At 60.4% G+C, this 6000-nt stretch carries 4 protein-coding genes; 2 read left to right on the plus strand and 2 right to left on the minus strand.

All coding sequences use genetic code 11. From position 1 onward, the window contains the following. Nucleotides 1–124: 124 nt before the first annotated feature. Together PKKP23_RS15620 and PKKP23_RS15625 are read right to left on the minus strand one after the other, a co-directional pair. Nucleotides 125–367 (minus strand): hypothetical protein, encoded by a 243-nt coding sequence (locus PKKP23_RS15620; protein WP_017773614.1) that lies wholly within the window; start codon nucleotides 365–367, stop codon nucleotides 125–127. Nucleotides 368–495: 128 nt separating this feature from the next. Then, on the minus strand, nucleotides 496–2712 hold the full coding sequence (locus PKKP23_RS15625; protein ID WP_017773613.1) for an FUSC family protein: 2217 nt from the start codon (nucleotides 2710–2712) through the stop codon (nucleotides 496–498). A gap of 202 nt (nucleotides 2713–2914) precedes the next feature. Between PKKP23_RS15625 and PKKP23_RS15630 the strand changes: the two genes are divergently transcribed. Further along, complete coding sequence (locus PKKP23_RS15630; protein WP_033350579.1) at nucleotides 2915–3925, plus strand: LysR family transcriptional regulator; 1011 nt, start codon at nucleotides 2915–2917, stop codon at nucleotides 3923–3925. Between the two features lie 546 nt (nucleotides 3926–4471). Beyond that, a complete protein-coding gene (locus PKKP23_RS15635) occupies nucleotides 4472–5593 on the plus strand; it encodes an IS3 family transposase (protein ID WP_126877565.1) in 1122 nt (373 codons plus the stop codon). Nucleotides 5594–6000 lie beyond the last annotated feature (407 nt).

The raw sequence follows: 6000 nt of genomic DNA on the forward strand, positions 1-6000 counted from the left end.
TCTTGAAGGAACGGCCAGGCCGTGGCGTGGTGTCATCTGGCGTCATGCGTGTGCTCGCGCCGCGGCCCGTCTTGCACCATGCAATGCAACCTTGCAGTCGCGCCATGGGCGTCGTGTTGCGTGCTTAGCTACCGAAGTAGATGTTGCAGAAGCTGACGGGACCAACGCACTCGTCCGTTTTCGAACGCTGCTTCACGGACTCCCGCCCTGCGGCCGATGCGGCGCCTTCCTGGTGCGAGCCAGCGACCTCGGCGACCTGTTGGGTCTTCTCGGGAGCGTTGTTGTTCGAGGATTGCGCTTGCGCGACGCCGGCGAGCGTAGAACAAACGATGGTGCAAGTTACAGCGGCGATATTCAGCAATTTCATTGTGTTTCTCCAGTTCGTACGGTTACTGCGTGGCAGTGCGAACACTATAGGACTGGGTCTGTCTGAGATTAAGAAGGCGGCCTGGAAGGCATATTTCCAGGCGGCGGCAAGATTCGATGCCGGCATGCTCATCGGGCCGCTGCGATGGACCATGCGGAACGCGGCGAACGCATACGAAGCGTGCCGAGCGGCGCGTCGCGATCGAGCAGCGCTGTGCGGATGAAGTGCAGGCAACTCAGCATGCGCTGCAGGTCGTGCCGCCGGTCGCGATCGTGGCGAAGACGATCGAGTACGTCCTGCGCCACCCACGTGGCGGCTCGAACGGCAAGCAATGCGCGCACGAGGCGGCGTTTATCGGGTCGCGCGAAGAGACGCGCGATCTCGCCTCTCAGGTCGTCGATGCTCGCGTTCCAACGCGAGTTCATCTGGTTCACATACGCCGCCGCCGCGCATTCTTTGCGCAGATCGATGATGGCATGGCCGACCTCGAGCGTGACGAGCATCCATCGCAGTGCATCGCGATGCCTTCGCGAGCGTCGCGTGAGCAACATGCGCAACTGAAACATCAAGTCGTGCGTGCCGGACTGGAAGCGTCGATTGAGCCCAGGCAGCACACCGTGGCATGCGAATACGCCCTGCCTTCTCAGATCTCCACACATGCGGTCGATCAGCCAGCCCATGTCTGGAGGAAACACGACGGCGAATCCAACCGAGGCGGCGAGCATGGACGCCACGATCGCCATGCCGTTGTTGATGAGCGGCATTGGAGCGTAGGCGATGACGTTGTCGGGCCCCGCGAGCAGACAAAAGAACACGGAGAAGCCGACGCCGTAGCCTGCAATGCCCCGACGGGTCATCAGGAACGCACCTGCAGCGAGCACCGGTGTGAGCGCAGCGCATAGGAGCGGAAAGCCGTCGATGGCGGGATACACGAAACTGGTGAATACGTATCCCGCTGCCGTGGCGAACAAGGCCCCCACGGCCATCTGAAATGCGAGGCGCGTCGCATTCGGCGCCGACGACGTGAGCGCGCAAGTGAGCGCCGCGCCCGTGAGGGCGAGACTGCCGCTGGGCCAGTCGGTCTCGATCCAGAACCATCCCACCATGGCCATGACCAGCGCTGTCCGCAGGAACATGAACGCGACGACATAGCCATTCGTCTTGTTCATGTAGGGGGCAATGCCCGGCTCGCGGCTTACGTTGTCTTCGATAGCGAGCGATGCATAGGTGTTCGCATAAAGCATGAACTCGCTGACAAAGCGGTAGAGCAATTCACCCGATGTATCGAAATCAGGCAACAGCGAAGGTGCGCGCGCCTCGACGGCATGGCGTGTCGACCGCATGCGTTTCGGCAAAGACGCCTGGAACGTCCCGAGTGCCGCAGACACGCGGCTGGCATGCGCGCCATCGCTTTCGCCGTCACGCGGCGGCGCCGACAACAGGCTCGCAAGCTCATGAAAATACGGTTCAACGCTCTCGATCACTTCCCCGCGCCAGTGCAGACGTTTCAGCAGCTGGCGCAACGCATGCAATCGCGCGCACAGGTCCATGAATTCGCTGTTCAACCGCGCGAGATGCTGGCTTCGCATACGAATCGATGGATCCTCGAAGGCAGCGAACACTCGCGTGGCTTCGAAACCTACGATCGCATCGACGAGATCGGCAAAACGACGCTCGAAGGTACCGCGAGGCAGCCGGGTTGAAAGCACGCTTGAGGCGAGCGCGGTAAAATTCGCGTACCGCACATGTAGCGTCCGCAGTAGCACCGTGCTGGTCTGCATTGGTACGATCAATGCACTGACTGCACTCGAGCACACGATGCCAACTGCTACTTCCGCTGCACGTCCGAGCGCCGCAAGATAAAGTGCATTTGGCTGCATCACGAGCGGAGTGCCGATCAGCGCCGCGGTGTATCCCGCAAGCACGAAGCCGTACCAACGAAAATGTCGATTCCGGACTGCTGCTGCCGTACAGGCAGCAACCCAGACAGTCAAGCCAAATACATACCATTCCGGCTGCTGTACGAATACGGCGCCCAACACGAGCGCCGCGATCGTGCCGACCGCAGTGCCCACGATCCGATAGAAGCTCTTCGCGAGCACCATGCCCGAAAGCGGCTGCATCAGCACGAACACGGTCGTCATCGCGATGCGAGGCTGCGGCAGGTCGAGCAGCATCGCAATGCCCATTGCTCCGAGCACGGCCACTACCGTCTTGAAAAGATGCAGCCAGATAAGGCCTTCGCCCGCTCCCCACTCACGGGCCGCGCGCTTGATGGCTTGCAGCATTGCTGCGCTGCGCCGATGCAGAGGCGACGTGCGCGAGATCGCCTGCTGCCGGTTCATGAAATGCACGACATTCCGCTCCGGCTGTTCCAGGAAATGAAGCCGGCAACGGCAAATACATACCGGCTGGACGGCGCCGATTGTAGGAGTGCCCCGCGCACGAATTAACGGGACATGCAGAGAACGTCCGTTATGGAATGCACAACAATGCCGTCGTGTGTCAGGCGGACAATATCGCTTCTTTATTGATCAAGAAGGGTTGATGGATACGTTACAGAATATGCGGGTGTTCGTCCGCGTCGTTGAAGCCGGCAGCTTTACCGCCGCCGCGCAATCCCTGAACTCGACCACCGGTGCAATGTCGCGTGCAGTGTCCGAACTCGAGGCGCACCTGCGTGCACGGCTACTCAATCGTTCGACAAGAAGACTCGCATTGACGACGGCAGGCGAACGCTATCTGGAGCGCTGCCTGCACATTCTTGCAGACGTCGGTAAGGCTGAAGAGGAAGCAAGTTGCGCACATGAACGTCCCAGCGGCGCATTGCGCATGCACAGCTATGCCAGCATTGGTCAGCACTACGTGTTACCGGCGATCTCGCGCTACCGTGCACAGCATCCTGAAGTGACCGTCGAGCTCACGCTCTCGCAACGCATGCCGGATCTGTTCGAAGGCAGTGCAGACGTCGCAATTGTCACCGCTGCATCCCTGCCCAACTCGGATCTCGTCTCGCATGAACTGGGCTCTACGTGCAGCGTGCTTTGCGCATCGCCCGCCTATATACGCTCGAGAGGTGTGCCGCAGTCGCCGGCCGATCTCGCCCGCCACGAGTGTTTGATTCTGAAAACGCCCGCATTCCCCGCACACGAATGGGTGCTCGATGGGCCCGAAGGCAGTGAGCGAATGGAAGTCGACGGACCGGTCCAGGTGAATATTGCGGAGTGCCTCGTGGTGGCGATTCGGGAAGGCATGGGAATCGGCATGTTGCCCGTTTATGCGGCAATCAACGGGTTGCGCGACGGCACGCTCATGCGAGTGCTGCCCGAGCATACATTGCAAAAGATGAACATCTACGCGCTCTATCCGTCGCGCAAATTCGTCGATGCAAAAACAAAGACGTGGGTTGAATTTCTCCGGACACATCTGCCCAAGGTCCTCGCGCGCGATAAGGCGCTGCTCGACGAGCTCTCCCAGGCGCAATTGGACGAAACAGTCGTTCCGATGCCCGCCTCGACGACGTCCGCGCCTGCACCGGCTTTGGCAATAAAGGAGTGAAGTATCGTGCAGCGAAGCGGTCATGCAGCGCAATGCATGAGCTGCAATGCACGGCGCTTCACTTCACCTTCCACTGAAATGTGCTCATCTTGCATTGAGCGCTACAGGACGGCGGAGCGCCTGACCTGCCGCCTGCGCGGCAGGGCCAACAGAAGTTCAGTGAAGTCGGCCGTCGGAGAAGAGTGCTCGATGCGGCGTCGTCGGGTTCCTGAAGGAAGCTGCGGGCGGTATGCCGGACAAAGAGCTGCTCAGTGAGCACGGGTTCGGTAACGCTTCGTTTTATACGTTCGGCGGGAGTTCGGCGGGCTGGATGTGTTGGAGGGGCGCGCCAGAAGACCTGGGGGCAGGAGAACGCGCGGCCGAAGAATCTGGTGGCCGACACGATAGTACATGTGGATGCGCTGCAAGTGATGGGAAGGGAAGCCTGAGCCCGCGAGCCAAACGCCAAAGCAACGAGGGCGACTCCGGAGTGAGCGGCCCCCGGGAAACAGTGCCATGATGTAAGCGAGTTTTCGGCGGACTTTTCGATGGGAAAGGAGCCGTGCAATGAAACGCAAACGCTTCAGTGTCGAGCAGATTGTGGCGGTGTTGAAGCAGGCCGAAGCGGGCATGCCAGTGGCCGAGCTGATTCGTCACGTGGGTATCTCGGAGCAGACCTTCTATCGCTGGAAGAAGGTGTACGCCGGACTGCAGACGGACCAGGTGCGCCAGTTGAAGCAGCTTCAGGACGAGAACGCCCAGTTGAAGAAGGTGGTTGCCGGGTTGACGCTGGACAAGGCGATGCTGACCGACGTTCTGAAAAAAAGTGGTGAAGCCCTCCCGAGGCGCAGCATCGTGGACTATCTGAAGTCAACGTCCGCAGTTGCGGAGCGCCGGGCCTGCCGCCTGGTGGCGTTGTCGCGCTCGGTGTATCAATATCGAAGTCATCGCGACGCGCAGACGGCACTGCGTCAGCGCATGTGCGAAATCGCGGCGACCCGTGTGCGATATGGTTACCGCAAGATTCGTGTGCTGTTGCAACGGGAGGGTTATCAGGTCAGCAAAAACCGGCTGTATCGCTTGTATCGGGAAGAAGGCCTGTCGCTATGGTACAGGCCGAACCGCAAACGACGGGCACAAATGAGTCGCCCCGCCCGCGCCAGGGCCACAGCGGCGAACCACGCGTGGAGTCTGGACTTCGTTGCGGACCAGCTGGCAGGCGGTCAGCGATTTCGTGCGCTGACCATCGTCGATGTCTTCACGCGCGAAGCGCTGGCAATCGACGTTGGTCAGCGGCTGGGAGCGTCGGACGTCGTGCGGGTGCTGGAGCAACTGCGCATCAGGCGTGGAACACCGCGCACGCTGTTGTGTGATAACGGCTCGGAATTTACCAGTCAGGTGATGGACCTGTGGGCTTACCATCACAAGGTCGAGATTGCCTTCAGCCGGCCCGGCAAGCCAACGGATAACGCGTTCGTGGAGTCCTTCAACGGCACGCTTCGCGATGAATGTCTGAACGCACACTGGTTCACGTCACTGACGGATGCCAAAGAGCAGATTGAGCAATGGCGGGTGGAGTACAACGAGAGTCGGCCTCACAGGGCCCTCGGCGAAGTGTCACCTGCCGAATATGTCCGTCAGCTGGGCCTGCAGGCCCAGCTGACGGACCAACAGAACGCCGAAGACTAACATTGCCTTTGGCACTGAAAGCCGGGGCCGCTCACATCGAAAAGTCCGCCGAAAACTCGCTTACATCATGGCACTGTTTCCCGGGGGCCGCTCAGAGCGTCCCACCTGCCGTTTTCACCAGCAGTGTCTGGAGCGGAACATCGGCCAACACTAAACGCTCATGGCGCATTTCAGGAACTGGCTTAAGTGTGGACTTTGCTGGAAGCTGTCGTGGCGAATGCCGGAGGTTTTGGGGCTGCCAGGGGGATTGATCGAGGCGTGGTTCAGGAGGGAAGCGCGCGCCCAAAGCAGAAGACCCCGCCATATGGGTGGCGGGGTCTTTGCGGGGTAAGGAGCCTGACGATTACCTACTTTCACACGGGCAATCCGCACTATCATCGGCGTGGAGTCGTTTCACGGTCCTGTTC

Source organism: Paraburkholderia kururiensis JCM 10599 = LMG 19447, from assembly GCF_003986935.1.
In the GTDB taxonomy this organism is placed as follows: Bacteria; Pseudomonadota; Gammaproteobacteria; order Burkholderiales; family Burkholderiaceae; genus Paraburkholderia; species Paraburkholderia kururiensis.

What these genes read in the sequence shown, in the direction of transcription:
- PKKP23_RS15620 (WP_017773614.1), bottom strand. Translation starts at nt 367, where the DNA reads ATGAAATTGCTGAATATCGCCGCTGTAACTTGCACCATCGTTTGTTCT.
- PKKP23_RS15625 (WP_017773613.1), bottom strand. Translation starts at nt 2,712, where the DNA reads ATGAACCGGCAGCAGGCGATCTCGCGCACGTCGCCTCTGCATCGGCGC.
- PKKP23_RS15630 (WP_033350579.1), top strand. Translation starts at nt 2,915, where the DNA reads ATGGATACGTTACAGAATATGCGGGTGTTCGTCCGCGTCGTTGAAGCC.
- PKKP23_RS15635 (WP_126877565.1), top strand. Translation starts at nt 4,472, where the DNA reads ATGAAACGCAAACGCTTCAGTGTCGAGCAGATTGTGGCGGTGTTGAAG.